This is a genomic window from Polaromonas sp. P4_H1, from assembly GCF_056400945.1.
The window spans coordinates 229,686-251,113 of the sequence record NZ_JBFUKG010000004.1 but is presented as its reverse complement, the minus strand read 5'-3'; the positions used below and the strand labels follow the sequence as shown (position 1 = coordinate 251,113).

Sequence of the window (21,428 nt, the reverse complement as noted above, 5' to 3'; positions counted from 1 at the left end):
GCTGGAACCGCTAGTTCGGCGGGGCTTGCGGCAAGGCTGCCGTCCGCCGCGGCCGGGTGCCTGCAGCAGCCATTGCAAGCCTGGGCAGTTTCTGGCCGGCTGTCAGAAATTTCTGCGGGTCCTGAAAAACCCCCTGGACCAGAACCTCAAAATGCAGGTGCGGGCCTGTGGAGCGACCGGTAGTGCCCACCTCAGCAATCTTCTGGCCGCGTTTGACCAGATCGCCTTTTTTGACCAGCACCCGCGACGCATGCGCGTAGCGCGTCACCAGCTCATTGCCATGGTCCACTTCCACCATGTTGCCGTAGGCCGGGTGATATTCCTGCGCCACGACCACGCCGCCCGCAGCCGCAAGGATCGCGGTGCCAGGGTCTGACGGGAAGTCCAGGCCGGTATGCAGCGCAGACCGGCCATTGAGCGGGTCAATGCGCCAGCCAAAGGACGAGCCAAGTTGGCCGCCAGCCACCGGCTCCTGGGTCGGCACCATCATTTTCTTGATCTTCTGGTCAAACAGGCGGGACTCCATCACGGTCATCAGGTCGACCCGCTGATCGGTCAGTTTGTCCAGATCCGCCAATGTGGCCTGAAGCTCGTCCATCGTGAGTGAACGCCCGGACACCAGCGCGCCGCCGCTGCCGGGCACTGCCCTGATCTCGCCGGGGTTCACACCGGCCAGCCCCGATACCCGCTCACCCAGCGCTTCAAGCTGCATCATCTTGGCCTGCATTTCACCAAGCCGCCTGGCCATCACATCGAGGTTCTCGCGCAGGAAGCGATCGCGCTGATCGAACTCATCCTTGACCACCAGCTTCACCAGCGATCCAATCACGGGCCAGCCTTCACGGGCCCCCTTGAGAAACACCCAGTGGTACAGGCCGGCGGCGACAAGCATGAGGGCCAATGCGGCGACAAAGCCCGCCAGAATCAGTTTTGTGCCACTTAAATAGATGGCCCGGCTATTGGCCAGCCACGCATCCGTGATAATCAAATGCACTTGTGTCTACCTCTTTAAAAGCTTGCACTGACCGGGCCAGAGCCCGCCCAACGTGAATCCCATCCGGCGCCCTCCTTCGACCCTCACCATCCATCAGGCTGCCGGCAATTCTCCGTCCCTTGCACGGCTGACCGAACTCGTCCGTGAGTCCAATGACAGACTCAGGGCGATTGAGTCGCTGCTTCCGGAGGCCCTGCGTCCTGCCGTCAAGGCCGGACCGATTGAGGGAGAAAGTTGGTGCCTGCTGGTGAGCAGCAATGCAGCCGCCGCGAAAATCCGTCAGCTACTTCCGCTCATCCGGACCCACCTAGTGGGCAAAGGTTGGAAGGTTACCTCAATTCGGTTGAAGATACTAATAACCAAAAAGTAGTAAGCGCATGCTTCCAACGAAGGTTCAGCGCAGTCGACCCGGTGATCAGTTTGCCAATCGCTACTCAAGTCATAGCGCCGAACACCCATGAAGTATGGGATGGCAAAGATGCTTTGATAAATGGTGCCGCTTGTCGGAATCGAACTGACGACCTACCGCTTACAAGGCGGTTGCTCTACCAACTGAGCTAAAGCGGCACAAAACTATTTTACTTGACGCGCTTGAGTGACGGGCGTGTGCGCGGTGGTGACTTGGGGGGCTCGGGGGAATCAGGGCCTTGCTCACCAGCTTCGGGTGCACTCTCGGGCACCAGCTGCATGATCTTGCCCTCCGGTCCCTCCGCCACACCCTGCGCCGAAGAGACTTCGGCCGGGGCAGATTCACCGGGTGTCCCCGAAGCCGCATCAATGCCGGCCGGCGAGGCCACCATGGGGAAAGCCATGCCCTGCCCATTTTCGCGGGCGTAGATGGCAATCACATGCGTGATCGGAACGATGATCTCGCGGGCGCTGCCGGCGAAACGCGCCTTGAACTCGATAAAGTCGTTGCCCAGTTTGAGCGAGCTGGTCGCATCAAAGCTGATATTGAGCACGATCTCATTGTTTTTCACATACTCGCGCGGCACTTGCACGGTTTCATCCACCGACACCGCCACATAGGGCGTGAGGCCGTTGTCGGTGCACCACTCGTAAAGGGCCCGTATCAGGTACGGGCGGGTCGACGTGGAATCCGGTGCGTTCATGAATTCAGCCAAGTTAAACCCGGGCCAGCGTGCGGGCACCCTCTTCACCAGCCAGGGCCGCGGAACCGGCTATGCCGGGCCGCAGGCGCAGCGCCCCCCCGGGGGGCAGCGAAGTACACGCAGTGACGAGCGTGGGGGCCATATTACTTGCGCATGACCTTCTCGGAAGGCGTCAGTGCTTCAATGTAAGCGGGACGCGAAAAAATGCGCTCGGCATACTTGAGCAGCGGTGCGGCATTTTTTGACAGGTCGATGTCGTAGTAGTCCAGGCGCCAGAGCAGCGGCGCAATCGCCACGTCCAGCATCGAGAAGTTGTCGCCGAGCATAAACTTGTTTTTCAGAAAGATCGGGGCCAGCTGCGTGAGGCGGTCACGGATGTGCGAGCGGGCTTTTTCAAGCGCCTTCTCATTGCCCTTGGAGGCACGTGACTCCAGCGTGCTGACGTGAACGAACAGCTCTTTTTCAAAGTTCAGCAGGAACAGGCGAACACGCGCACGGTCAACCGGGTCGCCGGGCATCAGTTGCGGGTGAGGGAAACGCTCGTCGATGTACTCGTTGATGATGTTGGACTCGTACAGGATCAGGTCGCGTTCGACCAGAATGGGAACCTGTCCGTAAGGATTCATCACATTGATGTCTTCCGGCTTGTTGTAGAGGTCGACATCGCGGATTTCGAAGTCCATGCCTTTTTCAAACAGCACAAAACGGCAGCGGTGCGAGAAGGGGCAGGTCGTGCCTGAATAAAGGACCATCATGATTCGGAACTCCTGAAAACAAAAGAGTGGAGGCTAAGAATCAAAACTTAGAACCTTCCACTCCGAAGATGCCGGCGCGCAGCAAAGCGCATGGCCGGCGAAAAATTACTTGATATCTTTCCAGAACGCCGCATTCAGGCGCCAGGCAATGAAGGTCATGCCCAGAAGGAAAATCAGCACCCACACACCTACACGAACACGGGTGTTCTGGGCCGGCTCGCTCATCCACTGCAGGTAACCCACCAGGTCACCCATGGCCTGGTCGTATTGCAGCGGCGTCATGGCGCCAGGCGTGACCTGCTGCCAGCCCTTGAAAATAGACACCTTGTGGCCGTGTTCTTCCTTTTCCAGGTAGACCGGCTTGCGTTCACCCTGCAGTTCCCACAGCACATGCGGCATGGCCACGCTGGGGAAAACCAGGTTGTTCCAGCCCGTCGCCTTGGTGTCGTCGCGGTAGTAGGTGCGCAGGTAGGTGTAGAGATAGTCGGCACCCGTGCCATTGGCGCCGGAACGCGAGCGTGCAATGACGCTCAAGTCCGGTGGGTTGCCGCCAAACCAGTCCTTGGCCTGTTTCGGGTCGATCGCGGCCTTCATGGTTTCACCGACTTTTTCAGTGGTGAACAGCAGGTTGTCCTTGATCTGCTGCTCGGTCAGGCCGATGTCCGCGAGGCGGTTGTAACGCATATAAGCAGCCGAATGGCAGCTCAGGCAGTAATTGACGAAGAGCTTGGCGCCGCTTTGCAGGGTGGCCATGTCGTTGGTCTTGCCGGGCGCCTTGTCCCAGGCAATGCCACCTTCCGAAGCCTGCGCACCAGCTACCAGACCGACCGCCGTGACCAGGGCAAAAATCGCGTTAGAAATCAGTTTTTTCATTGTTACAACTTTCCAGCTCAGTGGGCAGCAAAAGTCACGCGGTTGGGGACGGGCTTGAAGGTTCCCAATCGGCTCCACCAAGGCATCAGCAGGAAGAAGCCAAAGTAGAAGAGGGTGCCAATCTGCGACACGCGCTCGCCAACCGGAGAGGGAGGCTGCACGCCCAGGTAGCCCAGCACCAGGAAGTTGACCACGAACACACCGTACAGGATCTTGTTCCAGCTTGGGCGGTAGCGGATGGACTTGACTTCGCTGTGGTCCAGCCACGGCAGGAAGAACAAAATGACGACCGCGCCACCCATGACCATCACACCCCAGAACTTGGCGTCGATCGACAGCATCAGGATCGCCACCACCACGGCCGCCGCCACGATGACACCCTTGACCAGCGCAGGCATCTTGAACTTGACCACGCTCAGCGCCGCAGCACCGATCACACAGGCAATCAGCGCATACATCATTTCGCTGGTAATTGCGCGCAGCATGGAGTAATAAGGCGTGAAGTACCAGACGGGTGCGATGTGTGCAGGCGTCTTGAGCGGATCAGCCGGGATGAAGTTGTTGTACTCAAGGAAGTAGCCGCCAAACTCGGGCGCCAGGAACACGACAGCGGAGAACACCATCAGGAACAGGCAAACGCCAAAAATGTCGTGCACCGTGTAGTAGGGGTGGAAGGGAATGCCGTCCAGCGGATGGCCGTCCGCACCCTTGGTGGCCTTGATCTCAACACCGTCGGGGTTGTTGGAGCCCACTTCGTGCAGCGCGATGATGTGCGCGGCCACCAAGCCCAGCAGGACCAGCGGCACGGCAATCACGTGGAAGGCGAAAAAGCGGTTCAGCGTGGCGTCACCCACCACATAATCACCGCGAATCAGCAGCGCCAGATCGGGACCAATGAAGGGAATGGCGGCGAACAGGTTCACGATCACCTGGGCGCCCCAGTAGCTCATCTGGCCCCAGGGCAACAGGTAGCCCATGAACGCCTCGGCCATCAGGCAGAGGAAAATTGCGCAGCCGAAAATCCAGATCAGCTCGCGCGGCTTGCGGTAGCTGCCGTAGATCAGGCCGCGGAACATGTGCAGGTAGACCACGACAAAGAAGGCCGAGGCGCCGGTGGAGTGCATGTAGCGGATCAGCCAGCCCCAGGGCACGTCGCGCATGATGTATTCGACAGAGCCAAACGCCAGCGCCGCATCCGGCTTGTAATGCATGGTCAGGAAAATACCGGTGACGATCTGGATCACCAGCACCAACATGGCCAGCGAGCCAAAGATGTACCAGAAGTTGAAGTTCTTCGGCGCGTAATACTCGCTCATGTGCTCTTTGTAGAGCTTGCTGGCGGGAAAACGGTTGTCAACCCAGGCCATCGCCTTGGCAGCGAGGGGGGCGTCGGGGGAAATTTCTTTGAATTCAGCCATCACTGATCCTGGTTCGGTGGGGTTCTTTGTCGATCGCTTGAATCAGGTCTGGATATTCCGTTTGAAGGAACGGCCAGCAAATTTTCAAGCGCTTTCGGCAGGGTCTTGGGAAGGATTGATCAGCCTTCAGGCCTTTTTGTCTTCACCAATCAGCAGTCGGGTGTCTGACAGGTACATGTGCGGAGGCACTTCCAGGTTATCGGGAGCGGGCTTGTTTTTGTAGACGCGGCCAGCGATGTCGAAGGTGGAGCCATGGCAGGGGCAAAGGAAGCCGCCCGCCCAGTCGTCAGGCAGCGAGGGCTGGGCGCCGGGCTGGAACTTGTCGGACGGCGAGCAGCCCAGGTGCGAGCAGATGCCCACCACCACCAGCGTTTCGGGCTTGATGGAACGGTTTTCGTTGCGGGCGTATGCGGGGGTCAACTCATCCGGCTTGCGCTCGGACTTGGGGTCGGCCAGCAGGGCATCGACTTTGGGCAGGGAGGCGAGCTGCTCGGGCGTGCGCTTGACAATCCACACCGGTTTACCGCGCCACTCGACCGTGATTTTCTCGCCGGGCTTGATGCCGGAAATATCAACTTCAACGGCCGCACCGGCGGCCTTGGCACGCTCGGACGGTTGAAAACTGCTTACAAAGGGAACGGCAACAGCGGCAGCGCCAGCGGTGCCTGCAACGGCCGTGGCCACGAGCCAGTTTCTTTTATCTTTATCTACAGGAGCGCCGTGCGGCACTGCGTTCACGCTTGCTTGGGTCATGAGAGTCCTTCAAGAACTGGCTTGAAAAAGGCATAGTGGGGTCAACCCGCAATTGTAGCGGAGCGCGAACGCGTTTTTCAAGGCGGTGGCAGTTGGTCCGGCTTGCCGCCGCCCGTGCCGGGCTGTTTCAGCCATGGGTGGGAACGGGACGCGATTTCTTCCAGCCAGACGAGGTACGGCGCCCAGGATCAGGTCCAGCCTTCATAATGCCTTTTCGACAATCGCAAGGGGCGATCGGCAAGCGTTCACCAACAACAGGAGTAGCACATGGGAATGATGCAGGAATTCAGGGAATTTGCCGTGAAAGGCAACGTGATTGATCTGGCTGTGGGCGTGATCATCGGCGCGGCATTCGGCAAAATTGTCGAATCGGTGGTGGGCGACCTGATCATGCCGGTGGTGGGCGCGGTGGTCGGGAAACTGGATTTTTCCAACCTGTTTGTGGTGATGGGCAGTGTGCCGCCGGGCACCGTGATGACACTGGACGCCCTGAAAAAAGCCGGCGTACCGGTGCTGGCCTATGGCAACTTCATCACCGTCGCGGTCAACTTTGCCATCCTGGCTTTCATCATTTTCCTGATGGTCAAGCAGATCAACCGGCTCAAACGCAGCCAAACCCCGCCTGCGGCGCCCGCAGCACCGCCTGAAGACGTCGTGCTGCTGCGCGAAATTCGCGACAGCCTGAAAAAATAAGCTCCTGCGAACCCTGCCGCAGGGTTCTGCGCCAAGTCGCCATTTCGCCATTTCGCCATCTATTTGATAGCTTGATGGATTGATTTCTGTCGGACCGGTAGCGGTTTTGCGGCGCGTTCCGTCAGGCAGCCAGCTGGCGCGCCATGCGGACGGCGGCCAGCAAGCTTGCGGCGTCGGCACGCCCGGTCCCGGCAATGTCAAACGCGGTGCCGTGATCCGGACTGGTGCGCACCAGCGGCAGGCCCAGCGTCACGTTGACGCCCTGCTCCACCCCCAGGTATTTCACCGGGATCAGCCCCTGGTCGTGGTACATCGCGACCACCACATCAAACTCCCCGGGCTTTGCAGGCGTACGGCGGGCTCGCATGAAGACGGTGTCGGGAGCGAAGGGTCCGCTCACCTCCAGGCCCTCCGCACGCGCGGCCGCAATAGCCGGCGCGATGACGGCCTGCTCCTCGGTGCCGAACAGCCCGCCCTCGCCGGCATGCGGATTCAGCCCTGCCACGGCGATGCGGGGAGGCCGGCCCAGGCTGGCGCCCACAGCCTGGTGGGTGATGCGCAGGGTTTGCAGCACATTGTCAAAAGTCACGGCCTCGATGGCGTGCCGGAGCGACATGTGAATGCTCACCAGCACGGTTTTCAGCTCATCATTGGCCAGCATCATGCGCACCGGCACCTCGCGCACCGGCTTGCCCAGGAAGGCCGCGGCCTCGGCCTGGAGCAGTTCCGTGTGGCCCGGAAAATTCGCCACCCAGCCACCGGCCGCGGCCAGGGCTTCCTTGTGGATCGGCGCCGTCACCATGCCAGCCGCCTCGCCCGCCAGCACCGCGCGGGCCGCCCAGACAATGCAATCGGCCGCAGCTTTTCCAGCCAGATCATTCACCCGCCCAAAGGGGACGGGCGTTTTCAGCTCACATTTTTGCAGCACTCCAATGCAATTGGGCGGAACGGAGGGCGCGTCGGCCAGCGCCGCGAGTTCAGCCACCGGCAAGGCCAGGGGTGAAGCCACCAGTGCGGCGGCGCGGCGCAGCGTGGCCACATCGCCCACGACCACGCAGCCGGCCATCCCCGTGGGCGATTCGCCAAACGCCCTGGCGATGATTTCCGGGCCGATACCGGCGGCATCGCCCATCGTGATGAGCAGGGGCTTGTCATGCATGGTGGTCAGGGGAAGGGAAAAGGGAGAGAGAAGGACTGGGGCCAAAAAATCAGGCCGGGTTGTCGATGTCGATGAACTGGTGGGCCAGGCCCAGTTGCGCTGCCACGTGCGCGGCCACGGCCGGCGCGCCGTAGCGCTCGGAGGCATGGTGGCCGCAGGCGATGAAGGCCACGCCCATCTCCCGCGCATAGTGGGCCTGCGGCTCGGAAATCTCGCCCGTGATAAAGGCATCGGCACCCGCCGCAATCGCGGCTTCAAAGTAGCCCTGTGCGCCGCCGCTGCACCACGCTATGTTTTTTATAGCATCATGCGGCCGACCTTCAATAACGACAGGCCGATTCACCACCTTTTTGACGTGCTCGGCCAGGGCATCTGCGCTGGCAAAGCTGCCGCCATCGGCCCGCCCGCCCATAAAGCCCAGGTCCTGCTCGCCGAACCGCGCCGTCGCCTGCAACCCAAGCCGCGCGCCCAGCTGCGCATTGTTGCCAAGCTCCGGGTGCGCATCCAGCGGCAGGTGGTAGGCGAACAGGTTGATGTCATGGGCCAGCAGCAGCGCCAGTCGCGGCTTCATCCAGCCCGTGACACGGCCGTCATGGCCCCGCCAGAACAGGCCGTGGTGCACGAAGATGGCATCGGCCTGCGCTGCAATGGCGGCCTCGATCAGCGCGCGGCTGGCGGTGACGCCCGAGACGATTTTGTCAATCTGCGCCCGCCCCTCCACCTGCAGGCCGTTGGGGCCGTAGTCCTTGAAGCGGGCGGGCTGCAGCAGTGCATCAAACGCCTGCAGCAAATCCTGTCGGGTGGTAGTCATGGGCTGATTGTCTCAGCTACTGCGCGCAGCGGCATCCCGCCCGGCCCCCATCCGGACCTCGCCCAAACCACCCCGGGAGCCCGCACGGACCGTTGCACGCCAAAACGGCCCCGGAAGCAGCCCTGGAAATGCCGGCTTGAGGGACAATATGACCAGTGAGCAGGCGCTTAACCGGCGGTCGGCAATACATCTGGCTTTGGGACACCCCGTTCACCACCTTCCACCCTCACCTTCTACCCACCTTTTTCCCCATGAAGCGCACCTGGCTCCTGTTTTCCCAGACCGTCACTGTCCTGCTGGCCGCCTACTTTGTCGTGGCAACGCTCAAACCGCAGTGGCTGGGTACCTCCGTCGGTGGGGTATCCGTGATCGAGGCACCGGCCAGCATCGTGCCGCGCGGCGCCGGACCCGCCGGCAGCTTCAGTTCGGCCGCCAAAATCGCCTCGGCAGCGGTGGTCAGCATCAACACCAGCAAGGCCGCCGTCAAAAACCCGCATGCTGACGATCCGTGGTTCAAGTTTTTCTTCGGCGACCAGGGCCGTATCGAACCGCAGGGTGGCTTGGGTAGCGGCGTCATCATCAGCGCCTCGGGCTACATCCTGACCAACAACCACGTGGTCGAAGGTGCTGACGAGATCGAGGTCATCCTCAACGACACGCGCAAGGCCAAGGCCCAGGTGATAGGCACCGACCCCGACACCGATCTGGCCATTCTCAAGATCGACCTGGACAAGCTGCCCATCATTGTGCTGGGCAACTCCGACGCGCTGCAGGTGGGCGACCCAGTGCTGGCCATTGGCAACCCTTTCGGCGTGGGCCAGACCGTGACCGGCGGCATCGTGAGCGCCCTCGGGCGCAACCAGCTCGGCATCAACACCTTCGAGAACTTCATCCAGACCGATGCCGCCATCAACCCCGGCAATTCAGGCGGGGCACTGGTTGACGTGAACGGCCACCTGATGGGCATCAACACCGCTATTTACTCGCGCTCGGGCGGCTCCATGGGCATCGGCTTTGCCATACCGGTGTCAACGGCCAAGCAGGTGCTGGAGGGCATCGTGAAAGACGGCCAGGTCACGCGCGGCTGGATAGGCGTGGAGCCGCAGGAGCTCAACACCGAATTGGCCGAAACCTTCAACATCAAGCCCGCAGCCCTGAAGAACGGTGGGGTGATCATCACGGGCGTGCTGCAGAACGGCCCGGCCGCGCAGGCCGGCATCCAGCCCGGCGACGTGATCACTGCGGTCAACGGCAAGTCCGTGAGCAATGTGAGCCAGCTGCTGACCGCCGTGGCAGCCCTCAAGCCCGGCACGCCGGCACCCCTGACCGTGCTGCGCCAGGATCGCCAGACCGACATTGCAGTCACACCGGGCAAGCGCCAGCGACCCAAAGTACAGCGCTGAGGGATCAGCCGGGTGCAAGCGCCGAGGGCTGGCGGGAGGCTTTGTGCCCATGGGCAAGCCGACGAATGCACGACTGATTTATAGCGGAAGACGCGCATTGGGAGGGGAGCTGCGCGATGGAAGCTATATTGCCCGCCACCGGGCCGGCGCGCAGCCTCAGGGCTTGGCAGCTTCCGTTTCGCTGTCCGCGTCGGGTGCCTTGGTGTGCTTGACAAACACCTGCGCGGCCACAATGCCAATTTCATAGAGCCCACCCACCACCATCAGCAGCATGATCATCGAGCCCGCATCAGGCGGCGTGACCAGCGCCGTGCCAATGGCGGCAATCACCCAGAAATAGCCGCGGTATTCGCGCAGCTGGGCCACACTCAGCACGCCCATGCGCACCAGCAGGATCACGGCGATGGGCACCTCGAAAGCCAGGCCAAAGGCCAGGAACATGCCCAGCACGAAATTGAGGTATTCCTCAATGTCAGGTGCGGCGGTGATTGACTTGGGTGCAAAGCTCTGGATGAAGCGAAACACCTGGCCAAAGACAAAGTAGTAGCAAAACGCCACGCCCACAAAAAACAGCAGAGTGCTGGAGATCACCAGCGGCATGACCAGCTTTTTCTCGTGCGAATACAGGCCGGGCGCGACAAAGGCCCATACCTGGTAAAGCACCACCGGCAGCGCAATCATGAACGCGGCCATGAACAGTATCTTGATGGGCACCACAAACGGCGAGATGACGTTGGTGGCAATCAGCGTGGCCCCCTTGGGCAAGGTGGCCACCAGCGGCGCGGCCAATATGTCATACAACGCGCCGGGCCCCGGAAACAGCGCCAGGATAGCAGCGGCGACGCCGATCGCAATCACCGCCTTGATCATCCGGTCGCGCAACTCCATGAGGTGCTGAACAAAAGGCTGTTCAGTCCCTGCAAGTTCGTCGGGTTTGTCGGGTTTGTCGGGTTTATCAGTGTTGTGATCGCTCATGAAGGGAGTTTGCGCTGGATGAAGGGCGCCGCAATGCGCGGAAAGAGAAGAAGACCGGAACGATCAAAAAGAGGAGGAGCGCCCGGACTGTGGACGAAAACGTGCCACGCGGGCGGCGCCAGACTGCGCCTTGGTCCGCACGCCGGACCGAGCCTTGTACCACTGCGGAGTAGCGCCGGCTTTCAGCCGCCAGTTCTTTTTCGGGTGCTTGTATTCGGGAAAGACCACCATGCCGGGCAACTCGTCAGTAGCGGGTGACGCGGCAGTGCCCGTGGCTTCAGACCATGACTTTTCAAAATCACTGGCATTCGTCTGGATCGAGTTTTCGACGTCGCGGGCGGCGCCCTCCACCGTGTCTTTCATTTTCTTGAGCTCGTCGAGCTCCATGGACCGGTTGACCTCCTGCTTGACGTCGGCCACGTAGCGCTGCGCCTTGCCCAGCAGCGTCCCCACCGTGCGCGCCACGCGCGGCAGCTTTTCGGGGCCGATCACAATCAGCGCCACCGCACCGATCAACGCAATTTTTGAAACGCCGAGATCAATCATGCGGGCAGTCGAGGGTCAATCCGGCCGCCGGGCCGCCCCAACGCTGGCTGCGCCCCCTCGGGGAGCAACGCAGCACGCGAAGCCGCAAGTGGGGGACCAACATTTTTCAAGACTTCTGCTTGGCTTCGACGTCGATGGTGGTTTTGTCTGCAGCTTTGTCGACGGCTTGCGCGTTTGTGACCTGACCAACAGGTTTTTCGTCAGTGGCAGACTGCCCGCCGTCTTTCATGCCGTCCTTGAAGCCTTTGACCGCGCCGCCGAGGTCGCTGCCCATGTTTCTGAGTTTTTTGGTGCCGAACACCATCACCACGATCAACAGCACGATCAGCCAGTGCCAAATGGAAAGTCCACCCATGTTTTACTCCTAATCTGTAATTGCAGGTTTTGTCGGTTTGCAGACAACTGTAGTCATTCTAAATGCCCCACCTGCCCGGGCACCTATTACACACATTGACCTGCGGGTTAGAGGCCGGATCCCGCGCGAGGTTCCAGATTGTCTGACCCCGCCTGCCCGGCCCGCCGGTATTTTTCAGTTTACTTTTTGCTACCCCTTGAGCCACGGCCGGGGCCCGCCGATCACATGGAAATGCAGGTGATGGACTTCCTGGCCCCCTTCGGCGCCCGTATTGGTCAAAATGCGGAAACCGCCTGCAGGGTAGGGATTGCAACCCAGTTCCATGGCCAGCCGGGGCGCCAGCACCATCATGCGTCCCAGCACCCCTTCATGCTCGGGCCCCACCTGCGCCATGGACGGGATATGCACCTTGGGGATGATGAGGAAATGTACCGGCGCCCAGGGGTGGATGTCATGAAACGCGAACAGTTCGTCGTCTTCATACACCTTGCGGCTGGGAATGGCGCCTGCGGCAATTTTGCAGAAAATGCAGTTGTCAGAGTGGCTCATGCGATGGGTGAGGGGTCGGGAGAGTTTTTTGGGGAAGCGCGGCTACCGGAATCAGGACGGCCGCTGGCTGTTAAAGCGCATCCAGCCCTTGATGCAGCGGTACAGGTACCAGAGCCAGACAATGCCGTAAGCGATCGCACCGGGCAAAAACAGCAGCAGCCACAAGGGCGACAGCAGGACCAGCCACAGCAGCGTCCACCAGAACGTACGGATCATGTAGTTGTGATGGTCGACATAGAGCGCATCCGTCTCGTCGGCCCGCCGGATGTAGTTGGCAATGAGCGCGATGACAGCAAACACGCCGCCGCTGAACCAGGCCAGCGTGTGCAGGCCATACAGCACATGCATGAAGAGGCGATCGCCGCTGCTCTTGATTTCAAATTCGGCCAGATCAGTTTCCAAAGTTGGACCTCCACTCAGCAGGGAAAGGTGGCGGAAAATTCCGGAGAAAATCAGGTCTTTTCAGCCGCATCGCGATTTTGCGCCTTGCGCAACGCTTTTTCCTCGATGCCGCTGGTGCCCTCGCGGCGCTCCAGTTCGGCGATCACGTCGGCAGGCTGCAGGCCGTAATGGGCCAGCGCGATCATGCTGTGAAACCACAGGTCAGCCACCTCGCCGACCAGCTTGGCCCGCAACTCCGGGGTCGGGCCGCCATGGTCCAAATCCTTGGCGGCCATCACGGTCTCGGTGGCTTCTTCGCCAATTTTTTTCAGGAAGGCGTCGGGGCCCTTGTGCAGCAGGCGCGCCACATAGCTGGTGCCAGGGTCGCCGCCATTGGCCGGTTTACGGCTTTCGATGATCTGCGCCAGGCGCCGGAGGGAATCGTTGGAGGACATGCGTGGTACGGTTAGGGCTATTTGTAGATGCTGCCGGGATCTTTCAAGACCGGCTCGGTCACGATCCACTGGCCGTCTTTGTAGAGATGGAAAAAGCAGCTGTGGCGGCCGGTGTGGCAGGCAATGCCGGGCTCGTGGCCGAGTTGCGTGACCTTGAGCAAAATCACGTCGTTGTCGCAGTCCAGGCGAATCTCATGCACGGTCTGCAGGTGACCGGACTCTTCGCCCTTGTGCCACAGGCGCCCGCGCGAGCGGCTGTAGTACACCGCCTGCCCCAACTCGGCGGTCTTTTGCAGTGCCTCGCGATTCATCCAGGCAAACATGAGCACATCGCCGCTGGAAGCTTCCTGCGCGATGACCGGGATCAGGCCTTTTTCATCCCAGCTGACTTCGTCTAACCAGTTCATGGGTCTATTGTCGGGGATTTGAATACTTCAGGAGATTGCAACACAAAACCTTCCAGGCCAGGACATCGCGGGGCCGGCTTGGCCGGACCGCAGATGTCGCCCCAGCAGGGGGGAAGGTGTAGCGACACGCAGTGCGCGAAGCCTGCGGGGGTTGCGTCACATTCTGACCGGAATACCGCGCCTGGCCATGTGCTGCTTGGCCTGCTGCACCGTGTATTCACCGTAGTGGAAAATGCTGGCCGCCAGCACCGCGTCAGCGCCCCCCAGCTGGATGCCGTCAGCCAGATGGTCCAGGTTGCCAACGCCGCCCGAGGCAATCACCGGCACAGTCACGGCGTCGCTGACCGCACGGGTCAGGGCCAGGTCAAACCCCGACTTGGTGCCGTCACGGTCCATGCTGGTCAGCAGAATTTCGCCGGCGCCGCGTCGCGCCATCTCGGTGGCCCAGGCCACGGCGTCGAGCCCGGTGTTCTTGCGCCCGCCATGGCTGTAGACGTCCCAGCCGGGGCCGCGGGTTTTGGCGTCTTCTTCACTGCGCCGCTTGGCGTCGATGGCCACCACGATGCACTGCGCGCCGTATTTGGCCGAGGCGTCCTCAATCACCTGCGGGTTGGCCAGTGCGGCCGAATTAAAGCTGGTCTTGTCGGCCCCGGCATTGAGCAGGCGCCGCACGTCTTCCACCGTGCGTACGCCGCCGCCCACGGTGAGCGGAATGAACACCTGCGAGGCCACGGCTTCGATGATGGGCAGGATCAGGTCGCGCCCGTCGCTGGTGGCGGTGATGTCCAGGAAGGTGAGCTCATCCGCGCCCTGGTCGTTGTAGCGCGCGGCAATTTCCACCGGGTCGCCGGCATCGCGCAGCTCGACAAAGTTGACGCCCTTGACCACACGGCCGCCGGTAACGTCTAGGCAGGGAATGATTCGTTTGGCTAACATAAGCCCCCACGGTTGCCCACTTCGTGTGGCGCCCTGCTCCCCGAGGGGGCCGCTGCGCCTGCGGCCCGGCGAAGCCGGTTCCGCGGCCCTGGCCGGAATACCAAACCGTCATGCGCGTCCACTACAGCCCCTCTGCACAACCTGCCACTCGTTGCAGCGCTCATCCGTTCAGCTCATCCGCTCTGGCCTGCGCCGCGGCAAAGTCCAGATCACCGCTGTAAATGGAGCGGCCGCAGATCACGCCTTCAACGCCTTCTTCTTCGACGTCGCACAGCGCTTCGATATCAGCCATGTTCGACAGGCCGCCGGAGGCGATCACCGGGATCGTCAGCGCCTGCGCGAGCCTGACGGTCGCTTCAATGTTGATACCGCTGAGCATGCCGTCGCGGCCGATGTCGGTATAGATGATGGACTCGACGCCGTAGTCCTGAAATTTCTTGCCCAGGTCAATCACCTCATGGCCGGTGAGCTTGCTCCAGCCGTCCGTGGCGACCTTGCCGTCCTTGGCATCCAGGCCGACGATGATGTGGCCGCCAAAGGCGGTGCAGGCATCCTGGAGGAAACCGGGGTTCTTGACCGCGGCCGTTCCGATGATCACGTAGCGCAGGCCGGCGTCCAGATAACGCTCGATGGTGTCGAGGTCGCGAATGCCGCCGCCGAGTTGCACATCGATCTCGCTGCCGACTTCGGTCAGGATTTTCTTGATGGCCGCCTCGTTTTTGGGCTTGCCGGCAAAGGCGCCATTCAGGTCCACCAGGTGCAGGCGGCGTGCGCCCTTGTCGACCCAGCTGCGCGCCATGGCCGCCGGGTCTTCGCTGAAGATGGTGGATTGATCCATGTCGCCTTGTTTGAGGCGAACGCAGTGACCATCTTTCAGGTCAATCGCGGGAATAAGTAGCATGTTGCAGTAAGAGGAAAACAGGTTACGGGGTTAACAAAGACCTGGAAATTTTGACGAATCGCGCTGCTGCCCGGCAGCCTTCAGGGCTTCCAGTGCAGGAAATTACGGTACAGGGCCAGTCCGTGGTCGGCACTTTTCTCGGGGTGGAACTGGGTGGCAAAAATATTATCGCGTGCAATCGCCGCCGTAAAGCGGCCACCATAGTCCGCTTCTCCGGCGATGTGGCGCGCATCCGACGGACGGGCATAAAAGCTGTGAACGAAGTAAAAATAGGCACCGTCCGGCACACCAGCCCAGATCGGGTGCTGGATCGAGGCCGGGCGCCACACCTGGTTCCAGCCCATTTGCGGCACCTTGTAGCGGCTGCCGTCGGGCTGGATCTGCCCGACCAGGTCGAACTTGACGACTTCGCCGGGGATCAGGCCCAAGCCGGGCGTTGCAACACCGGCGGCCCCCTCATGGCTGCTGTCCAACAGCATCTGCATGCCCACGCACACGCCGAACAGGGGCTTGTGCGCGGCGGCGTGCAATACCGCATCCTTCAGGCCGGATTCAGCCAGGGCACGCATGCAGTCAGGCATGGCCCCCTGGCCCGGCAGTACCACGCGCTCGGCGTCCAGCACGTCCTGCGCACGCGAGGTGACCAATACCTCATAGCCGCTGCCCTGAGACACATGCTGGACGGCTTGCGACACCGAACGCAGGTTGCCCGAGCCGTAGTCGACGACCGCCACTCTTTTCACATTAGACATTCATCGATATTTGCTACGAATTCAGGAGCTGATAACGCCCATTCTACTGAGGCAACAAGCCAAAAACAGGGTAAATGCAATTCCATGGCGCGCCGGCGGCTAGAGCGAGCCCTTGGTCGACGGAATCACGCCCGCCGCACGCGGGTCGATTTCCAGCGCCATGCGCAGCGCCCGGGCGAAAGCCTTGAACACGGTTTCGGCCTGATGGTGGGCGTTGTCGCCGCGCAGGTTGTCAATGTGCAGTGTCACAAATGCATGGTTCGCGAAGCCCTGGAAGAACTCGTAGGCAAGCTGGCTGTCGAAGGTGCCTATCATGCCGCTCTTGAAGGGCACATGCATCTCCAGGCCCGGGCGGCCTGAGAAATCGATCACCACGCGCGACAGCGCCTCGTCCAGCGGCACATAGGCGTGGCCATAGCGGCGCAGGCCTTTTTTGTCCCCTACGGCCTGGGCCACGGCCTGCCCGAAGGTGATGCCGACGTCTTCCACCGTGTGGTGGCCGTCAATGTGCAGGTCGCCCTTGGCCTGGATGTCCAGGTCAATCAGGCCGTGCCGGGCGATCTGGTCCAGCATGTGGTCGAAAAAGCCGATGCCCGTCGACAGGCTGGACTTGCCCGTGCCGTCCAGGTTGAGCTTGACGGTGATCTGGGTCTCGGCAGTGTTGCGCGAGACTTCCGCCTTGCGCGGGGCCGGGGTCTGAGCAGTGGGAGGGGTGGTCATAGGGATTTTTCAAGCGCCGCCAGCATTTGCGTATTCTCGTCCGCGGTGCCGACGGTCAGGCGCAAACAATTGGCCAGCAATGGATGCATTTTAGAAACGTTTTTGACCAGCACATGGCGCGACTTCATGCCTTCAAAGGTTTTGGCTGCATCGGGCACCCGCACCAGGATCATGTTGGCGTCGCTTTTCCAGGCCTTGACGCCCTTCATGGCCGCCAGCGCGTCCAGCAGCATGGTGCGCTGCGCGACCAGGGCCGCGGCCTGCCCGGCGAACACTTCCCGGTGCTCCAGCGCAAACAGCGCGCACTCGTAATTGAGCACGCTGATGTTGTAGGGCGGGCGCACCTTGTCGATTTCGGCAATCAGGGCCTTCGGGCCCATCATGTAGCCGATGCGCACACCGGCCAGGCCAAACTTGCTGAGGGTACGCATCAGCAGCACATGGCCGTGTCTGGTAATGCGGTCGATATAGCTTTTGCTGGAAAACGGCTGGTAGGCCTCGTCCATCACCACCAGACCGGGCGCTGCGGCGATGATTTTCTCAATGACGGCATCGTCCCACAGGTTGGCGGTGGGGTTGTTCGGGTAGGCCAGGTAAATGATGGACGGCCGGTGCTCGGCGATGGCGGCCAGCATGGCAGCTTCGTCGAGCTCAAAGTCAGCCGTCAGCGGCACGCCAATGAATTTGAGGCCCTGCAGCTGCGCGCTCATGCCGTACATCACAAAGCCCGGCAGCGGCGCCAGAATGGAACCGCCTTCCACGTCGCAGGCCATGGCGAGCAGCGAAATCAGCTCATCCGAGCCATTGCCCAGCATGATGTCAAAGCCCTCAGGCATCCGGGCGTAGTCTGCCAGGGCCTGGCGCAGGTCGTTGACGCGGCCGTCGGGGTAGCGGTTCAGCGCCAGCGCACCCAGCCGCTGCCCGAGATGGGCCTGCAGCGCGGCCGGCAGCCGATGCGGGTTTTCCATTGCGTCGAGCTTGACCATGCCAACGGAGTCCTGAATGGCATAGGCATGCATGGACTGAACGTCCTGGCGAATCAGCTGTTTGAACTTCGGGTCCAGCGCGGTCATTTATTCACTTTCATCTCGGGTACGGTGTGCAGGCGAAACTCGGCGGCGCGGGCATGCGCCTGCAGGCCTTCGCCATAGGCCAGTTCAGCGGCAATCCTGCCCAGTGTCTGGGCACCCTGCTCGCTCACTTCGATCAGGCTGGAGCGTTTCTGGAAGTCGTAGACGCCCAGCGGACTGGAAAAGCGCGCCGTTCCGCTGGTAGGCAGTACGTGGTTGGGGCCGGCGCAGTAGTCGCCCAGCGACTCGCTGGTGTAGGCACCCAGGAAGATGGCGCCGGCGTGCTTGAGCAAGGGCTCCCATTCATGCGGCTGGCTGCTGGAGACTTCCAGGTGCTCGGGCGCAATGCGGTTGCTGATGGCGCAGGCCTCTTCCATGCTGCGGGTATGGATCAGCACACCCCGGCCGTTGAGCGATTTGGCAATGATCTCGGCGCGCGGCATGGCGGGCAGCAGGCGGTTGAGGGCTTCGTGCACCTTGTCGATGTAGGCCGCATCCGGACACAGCAAAATGCTTTGCGCCATTTCATCGTGTTCGGCCTGGCTGAACAAATCCATGGCCACCCAGTCGGCGGGGGTGCTGCCGTCGGCCAGCACCAGGATTTCGGAAGGGCCGGCAATCATGTCGATCCCCACCGTGCCGAAGACGCGGCGCTTGGCCGCGGCCACGTAGGCATTGCCGGGGCCGGTGATCTTGTCGACCGCGGGAATGGTGGAAGTACCGTAGGCCAGCGCAGCCACGGCCTGCGCGCCGCCAATGGTGAAGGCGCGCGTCACGCCGGCCACATGGGCGGCCGCCAGCACCAGCGGGTTTTTCTCGCCCTTGGGCGTGGGCACGACCATGATGATTTCGCCGACGCCGGCCACGTGGGCGGGAATGGCGTTCATCAATACCGATGAGGGGTAAGCCGCCTTGCCGCCAGGCACATAGATGCCGACACGGTCCAGCGGTGTGACCTTCTGGCCGAGCAAGGTGCCGTCTTCGTCACGGTAGCTCCAGCCTTCGCCATTGGCCTTCTTCTGAGCCTCGTGGTAGCTGCGCACACGGCGGGCCGCGGCCTGCAAGGCATCGCGCTGGGCTACGGGAATCGCATCAAACGCGGCCTTCAGCTCGGCCTGGCTGAGCTCCAGCGCGCTCATGGCCGCGACATTCAGGCCGTCAAACCGCGCGGTGTACTCAAGCACCGCGGAATCGCCGCGCCGCTGCACGTCCAAAAGGATGTCGGCCACCCGCTGCTCTATGGCCGCATCGGCCTCGGCAGACCAGTGCAGGCGTGCCTTGAATTCAGCGTCAAAAGTGCTGGAAGTGGTCGAAAGACGTGCGGGACTGGCTACTAAACTCATAGCATTCTTTGCGGACTATTGCGTGATGACCGAGGAAAAGGCGTCAATCAGCTTGCGGATGGGCGCCTGCTTCAGTTTGAGGGCGGTCTGGTTGACCACCAGATGCGAGCTGATGTCCATGATGCGCTCGACCTCGATCAGGTGGTTGGCCTTGAGCGTGCTGCCGGTTGAGACCAGGTCGACGATGGCGTCGGCCAGGCCGGTGAGCGGCGCCAGTTCCATGCTGCCGTAGAGCTTGATCAAATCCACGTGCACGCCCTTGGAGGCGAAGAAGTCGCGGGCAATGGCCACGTACTTGGTTGCCACTTTCAGGCGCGAGCCCTGCTTCACCGCGGCGGCATAGTCAAAGCCTTCGCGCACGGCCACGCTGACGCGGCATTTGGCAATTTGCAGGTCCAGCGGCTGGTACAGGCCCTGGCTGCCGGACTCCAGCAGGGTGTCCTTGCCGACCACGCCCAGGTCCGCGCCGCCGTACTGCACATAAGTAGGCACATCCGTGGCGCGCACCAGCACCACGCGCAAATCGGGCTGGTTGGTCCGCAGGATCAGCTTGCGCGATTTTTCAGGATCGTCCAGCACTTCGACACCCGCCGTCCGAAGCAGCGGCAGGATGTCATCGAAAATACGGCCTTTGGAAAGTGCGAGCGTGATCACGGTGATGCTTTCAAAGAATTGGGAGGCTTGGCAAGCCCTGTAGTAGCAAGTTCAAGCCGCAGGGCCGGCTTTGCCGGACTGCAGGCGGGCGGCCCCCTCGGGGGGCAGCGTAGTACGCGAAGCGACAAGCGTGGGGGCTCACGTCTTCACCCGTTCTATGTCCGCACCGATGCCGCGCAATTTGGCCTCCATCTGGTCGTAGCCGCGGTCCAGGTGGTAAATGCGGTCCACCAGGGTTTCGCCTTCGGCCACCAGGCCGGCGATCACCAGGCTGGCGGAAGCCCGCAGGTCGGTGGCCATGACGGTGGCGCCGGAAAGCTTTTCCACACCTTCCATGACGGCAACCTTGCCTTCGATCTGGATCTTCGCGCCCAGGCGCACCATCTCGTTGACGTGCATGAAGCGGTTTTCGAAAATCGTCTCGGTCACCGTGCTGCTGCCCTGCGCAATGGCATTGAGCGCCATGAACTGGGCCTGCATGTCGGTCGGGAACCCGGGGTATTCGGTGGTACGGAAGGACTGGGCCTTCATGCGACCCTGCGCCTGGATACGGATGAATCCCTCGCCGGCCGTGATGGTGGCGCCCGCCTCACGCAGCTTGTCGATGACCGCATCGAGGTGGTCGGCCCGGCCATGCCGGAGCACCACATCGCCGCCCGCAGCGGCCACCGCACACAAAAAGGTGCCGGTTTCAATGCGGTCGGCCACCACCTGGTGGGTACAGCCATGCAGGCGCTCCACGCCCTGGATGCGGATGCGGCGGCTGCCGTGACCCTCGATCTTCGCGCCCATCTTGATCAGCATGTCGGCCAGGTCACCGATTTCAGGCTCCTGCGCCGCGTTTTCAAGAATGGTTTCGCCCTCGGCCAGGCTGGCTGCCATCAAAAAGTTCTCGGTGCCGGTGACGGTCACCATGTCGGTGGTGATGCTGACACCCTTGAGGCGCTTTTGACCCGCAGGAAGTTTGGCAATCATGTAGCCGTGCTCGACCACGATCTCGGCACCCATGGCCTGCAGGCCCTTGATGTGCTGGTCCACCGGCCGGGAGCCAATGGCGCAGCCGCCCGGCAGCGACACCGTGGCTTCGCCAAAGCGCGCCAGCAGCGGACCCAGCGCCAGCACGGAGGCGCGCATGGTCTTCACCAGTTCATAGGGCGCTTCGGGCGAGCTCAAGGCGCCGGCATGGAGGGTGACGGTTCCCGGTACATGCGTGCTGCGTTCGGCTTCCACGCCCATATTGCGGATCAGCTTGAGCATGGTGGCCACGTCCTGCAGGCGCGGCACATTCTCCAGCGTCACAGTGTCTGCCGTGAGGAGCGCCGCGCACAACTCCGGGAGGGCGGCATTTTTGGCGCCCGAAATATCGACGGTGCCGGCGAGCGATCTGCCGCCCTTGATGAGTAGTTTGTCCAT

The 21,428-nt window shown here is 61.8% G+C and carries 26 protein-coding genes and 1 tRNA gene; 3 read left to right on the top strand and 24 right to left on the bottom strand.

Annotated features, from left to right (window positions below):
- Positions 1-10 precede the first annotated feature (10 nt).
- Entirely contained in the window at positions 11-994 is a 984-nt protein-coding gene (locus AC1DS5_RS08080) for a M23 family metallopeptidase (protein ID WP_477717731.1), read from the bottom strand.
- Between the two features lie 61 nt (positions 995-1,055).
- Here AC1DS5_RS08080 and AC1DS5_RS08075 point away from each other — a divergent pair, with 61 nt between their 5' ends.
- The gene (locus AC1DS5_RS08075; RefSeq protein ID WP_477717785.1) at positions 1,056-1,364 is read left to right on the top strand and encodes a hypothetical protein; all 309 of its coding nucleotides are present in this window, start codon (positions 1,056-1,058) and stop codon (positions 1,362-1,364) included.
- A gap of 121 nt (positions 1,365-1,485) precedes the next feature.
- Here AC1DS5_RS08075 and AC1DS5_RS08070 read toward each other — a convergent pair.
- From AC1DS5_RS08070 to petA, 6 genes are all read right to left on the bottom strand, one after another.
- Positions 1,486-1,561: transfer RNA gene (locus AC1DS5_RS08070), tRNA-Thr, on the bottom strand.
- 11 nt (positions 1,562-1,572) lie between these two features.
- Positions 1,573-2,106, bottom strand: a complete 534-nt coding sequence (locus tag AC1DS5_RS08065) for a ClpXP protease specificity-enhancing factor (RefSeq protein ID WP_477717730.1) — start codon at positions 2,104-2,106, stop codon at positions 1,573-1,575.
- 143 nt (positions 2,107-2,249) lie between these two features.
- Positions 2,250-2,861, bottom strand: a complete 612-nt coding sequence (locus tag AC1DS5_RS08060) for a glutathione S-transferase N-terminal domain-containing protein (protein ID WP_007868077.1) — start codon at positions 2,859-2,861, stop codon at positions 2,250-2,252.
- A 105-nt stretch (positions 2,862-2,966) separates the two neighbouring features.
- Entirely contained in the window at positions 2,967-3,734 is a 768-nt protein-coding gene (locus AC1DS5_RS08055) for a cytochrome c1 (RefSeq protein ID WP_477717729.1), read from the bottom strand.
- Between the two features lie 17 nt (positions 3,735-3,751).
- Positions 3,752-5,152, bottom strand: a complete 1,401-nt coding sequence (locus AC1DS5_RS08050; RefSeq protein ID WP_477717728.1) for a cytochrome b — start codon at positions 5,150-5,152, stop codon at positions 3,752-3,754.
- Positions 5,153-5,278: 126 nt separating this feature from the next.
- Positions 5,279-5,905 carry a ubiquinol-cytochrome c reductase iron-sulfur subunit gene (petA, locus tag AC1DS5_RS08045; RefSeq protein WP_477717727.1) on the bottom strand — a complete coding sequence of 209 codons (627 nt, stop codon included), beginning with the start codon at positions 5,903-5,905 and terminating at the stop codon, positions 5,279-5,281.
- Between the two features lie 267 nt (positions 5,906-6,172).
- Here petA and mscL point away from each other — a divergent pair, with 267 nt between their 5' ends.
- Positions 6,173-6,598 (top strand): large conductance mechanosensitive channel protein MscL, encoded by a 426-nt coding sequence (mscL, locus tag AC1DS5_RS08040; RefSeq protein ID WP_332774990.1) that lies wholly within the window; start codon positions 6,173-6,175, stop codon positions 6,596-6,598.
- A gap of 121 nt (positions 6,599-6,719) precedes the next feature.
- On the opposite strand, the gene pdxA is transcribed toward mscL, so the two are convergent.
- Both pdxA and AC1DS5_RS08030 read right to left on the bottom strand, forming a co-directional pair.
- Positions 6,720-7,757, bottom strand: a complete 1,038-nt coding sequence (gene pdxA, locus AC1DS5_RS08035; protein WP_477717726.1) for a 4-hydroxythreonine-4-phosphate dehydrogenase PdxA — start codon at positions 7,755-7,757, stop codon at positions 6,720-6,722.
- Positions 7,758-7,806: 49 nt separating this feature from the next.
- Positions 7,807-8,568: a Nif3-like dinuclear metal center hexameric protein gene (locus AC1DS5_RS08030; protein WP_477717725.1), complete on the bottom strand. Its 762-nt coding sequence runs from the start codon at positions 8,566-8,568 to the stop codon at positions 7,807-7,809.
- Between the two features lie 251 nt (positions 8,569-8,819).
- Between AC1DS5_RS08030 and AC1DS5_RS08025 the strand changes: the two genes are divergently transcribed.
- Positions 8,820-9,971 carry a S1C family serine protease gene (locus AC1DS5_RS08025; protein ID WP_477717724.1) on the top strand — a complete coding sequence of 384 codons (1,152 nt, stop codon included), beginning with the start codon at positions 8,820-8,822 and terminating at the stop codon, positions 9,969-9,971.
- 156 nt (positions 9,972-10,127) lie between these two features.
- Here AC1DS5_RS08025 and tatC read toward each other — a convergent pair whose 3' ends face one another.
- The 15 genes from tatC to murA all read right to left on the bottom strand — a co-directional run bounded on the left by tatC (position 10,128) and on the right by murA (position 21,428).
- A complete protein-coding gene (gene tatC, locus AC1DS5_RS08020; protein ID WP_477717723.1) occupies positions 10,128-10,946 on the bottom strand; it encodes a twin-arginine translocase subunit TatC in 819 nt (272 codons plus the stop codon).
- 63 nt (positions 10,947-11,009) lie between these two features.
- The gene (tatB, locus tag AC1DS5_RS08015; RefSeq protein ID WP_477717722.1) at positions 11,010-11,492 is read right to left on the bottom strand and encodes a Sec-independent protein translocase protein TatB; all 483 of its coding nucleotides are present in this window, start codon (positions 11,490-11,492) and stop codon (positions 11,010-11,012) included.
- Between the two features lie 106 nt (positions 11,493-11,598).
- Complete coding sequence (gene tatA / locus AC1DS5_RS08010) at positions 11,599-11,847, bottom strand: Sec-independent protein translocase subunit TatA (protein WP_477717721.1); 249 nt, start codon at positions 11,845-11,847, stop codon at positions 11,599-11,601.
- A gap of 189 nt (positions 11,848-12,036) precedes the next feature.
- Entirely contained in the window at positions 12,037-12,396 is a 360-nt protein-coding gene (locus AC1DS5_RS08005) for a histidine triad nucleotide-binding protein (RefSeq protein WP_477717720.1), read from the bottom strand.
- Between the two features lie 51 nt (positions 12,397-12,447).
- The gene (locus AC1DS5_RS08000) at positions 12,448-12,798 is read right to left on the bottom strand and encodes a DUF4870 family protein (protein WP_477717719.1); all 351 of its coding nucleotides are present in this window, start codon (positions 12,796-12,798) and stop codon (positions 12,448-12,450) included.
- Between the two features lie 50 nt (positions 12,799-12,848).
- Positions 12,849-13,232, bottom strand: a complete 384-nt coding sequence (locus AC1DS5_RS07995; RefSeq protein ID WP_477717718.1) for a phosphoribosyl-ATP diphosphatase — start codon at positions 13,230-13,232, stop codon at positions 12,849-12,851.
- Between the two features lie 17 nt (positions 13,233-13,249).
- Positions 13,250-13,639, bottom strand: a complete 390-nt coding sequence (gene hisI, locus AC1DS5_RS07990) for a phosphoribosyl-AMP cyclohydrolase (RefSeq protein ID WP_477717717.1) — start codon at positions 13,637-13,639, stop codon at positions 13,250-13,252.
- A 156-nt stretch (positions 13,640-13,795) separates the two neighbouring features.
- A complete protein-coding gene (hisF, locus tag AC1DS5_RS07985) occupies positions 13,796-14,575 on the bottom strand; it encodes an imidazole glycerol phosphate synthase subunit HisF (protein ID WP_477717716.1) in 780 nt (259 codons plus the stop codon).
- A 160-nt stretch (positions 14,576-14,735) separates the two neighbouring features.
- Positions 14,736-15,476 (bottom strand): 1-(5-phosphoribosyl)-5-[(5-phosphoribosylamino)methylideneamino]imidazole-4-carboxamide isomerase, encoded by a 741-nt coding sequence (gene hisA / locus AC1DS5_RS07980; protein WP_444825571.1) that lies wholly within the window; start codon positions 15,474-15,476, stop codon positions 14,736-14,738.
- A gap of 80 nt (positions 15,477-15,556) precedes the next feature.
- Positions 15,557-16,228: an imidazole glycerol phosphate synthase subunit HisH gene (gene hisH, locus AC1DS5_RS07975; RefSeq protein WP_477717715.1), complete on the bottom strand. Its 672-nt coding sequence runs from the start codon at positions 16,226-16,228 to the stop codon at positions 15,557-15,559.
- 99 nt (positions 16,229-16,327) lie between these two features.
- A complete protein-coding gene (hisB, locus tag AC1DS5_RS07970; protein ID WP_477717714.1) occupies positions 16,328-16,948 on the bottom strand; it encodes an imidazoleglycerol-phosphate dehydratase HisB in 621 nt (206 codons plus the stop codon).
- Positions 16,945-18,021 carry a histidinol-phosphate transaminase gene (gene hisC, locus AC1DS5_RS07965; RefSeq protein ID WP_477717713.1) on the bottom strand — a complete coding sequence of 359 codons (1,077 nt, stop codon included), beginning with the start codon at positions 18,019-18,021 and terminating at the stop codon, positions 16,945-16,947. Before hisC ends, hisB begins: the two co-directional genes overlap by 4 nt.
- A complete protein-coding gene (gene hisD, locus AC1DS5_RS07960) occupies positions 18,018-19,361 on the bottom strand; it encodes a histidinol dehydrogenase (protein WP_477717712.1) in 1,344 nt (447 codons plus the stop codon). Before hisD ends, hisC begins: the two co-directional genes overlap by 4 nt.
- A gap of 15 nt (positions 19,362-19,376) precedes the next feature.
- Complete coding sequence (gene hisG, locus AC1DS5_RS07955; RefSeq protein ID WP_477717711.1) at positions 19,377-20,015, bottom strand: ATP phosphoribosyltransferase; 639 nt, start codon at positions 20,013-20,015, stop codon at positions 19,377-19,379.
- 138 nt (positions 20,016-20,153) lie between these two features.
- Positions 20,154-21,428, bottom strand: a complete 1,275-nt coding sequence (gene murA / locus AC1DS5_RS07950) for a UDP-N-acetylglucosamine 1-carboxyvinyltransferase (protein ID WP_477717710.1) — start codon at positions 21,426-21,428, stop codon at positions 20,154-20,156.